Annotated in this window: 1 protein-coding gene; it reads right to left on the bottom strand. The window is 53.2% G+C overall.

Annotated features, from left to right (window positions below):
• Positions 1 to 192: 192 nt before the first annotated feature.
• Positions 193 to 849 (bottom strand): hypothetical protein (locus ACXJ5O_RS28570; RefSeq protein WP_457302853.1); only part of this gene is annotated, 657 nt, incomplete at its 5' end.

Below are 849 nucleotides of genomic sequence, written 5' to 3' on the forward strand. Positions count from 1 at the left end.
GCTGGAAATGTCCTCCCAAGCAGTAATCTTTCGCGTGGTAACGCTGGCCATGGAATTGTCATCTCTCTGTTTGGGAAAGTTGTTGGAGGCCCAGGCGGTTAGCACATTAGAATCGGACTTAATCGTGACCAACCACCACGAACTCATAGTGAGTTTGTGCATTGGACCATCAGTCGTATCGTGAGCGCTAATTCACTTCCGTTGCTGCGATGCGATTGTAATTAACAGCTCTTCGAGGCTTTTGACATGCTCGTCGTTCGCCTGCACCATCTCACGCACGGGCTGGGTCATATACGCCCTAAGACGCTCCAGATTGGGCCAAAAGTGAGGCTTGAAGTATCTCCTCCAGACGCCGAAGACTATCCTCTTCAACAGTGAAGGACGTGGAGCCGGAGCGGGTGCGCTAGGCGAAACCACAGCTCCCCCAGGAGTTGAAGCGTGCCTCTCGTCGGATGGAACTTCGTGTGTGGCACCAAATACACGGCTAATTCTTCTAATGATACGCGCCAACGGGAGAACCAAACGCAGCGCTCGAGGACCACTCGGATCGCGGAGATTGGTGATGAGATTGTCGTACTGACCTGAACGCGCAGCCAGAGAGTCGGCTGACCTTTGGACTTCGGCAGTCCTGAATATAAGCCGAGAAACCTCGCTCCGGGACAGGTCGAGTGAAGCAGCCAGATGGTCGGATTTCGCATTGGCGGCAGCTAGTCTTTCAACGAGCGTCGCATTCTCCTCAGATCTCTGTCTTAGCGATTCCACCAACTGGCCATTCTCTACTCGAGCGTGTGCTGCAGCCGGATCAAAGACGACATAGTTATCAAGCACATTCACGGGAATCTTGAAGTG

Source organism: Phyllobacterium sp. P5_D12, assembly GCF_054049495.1.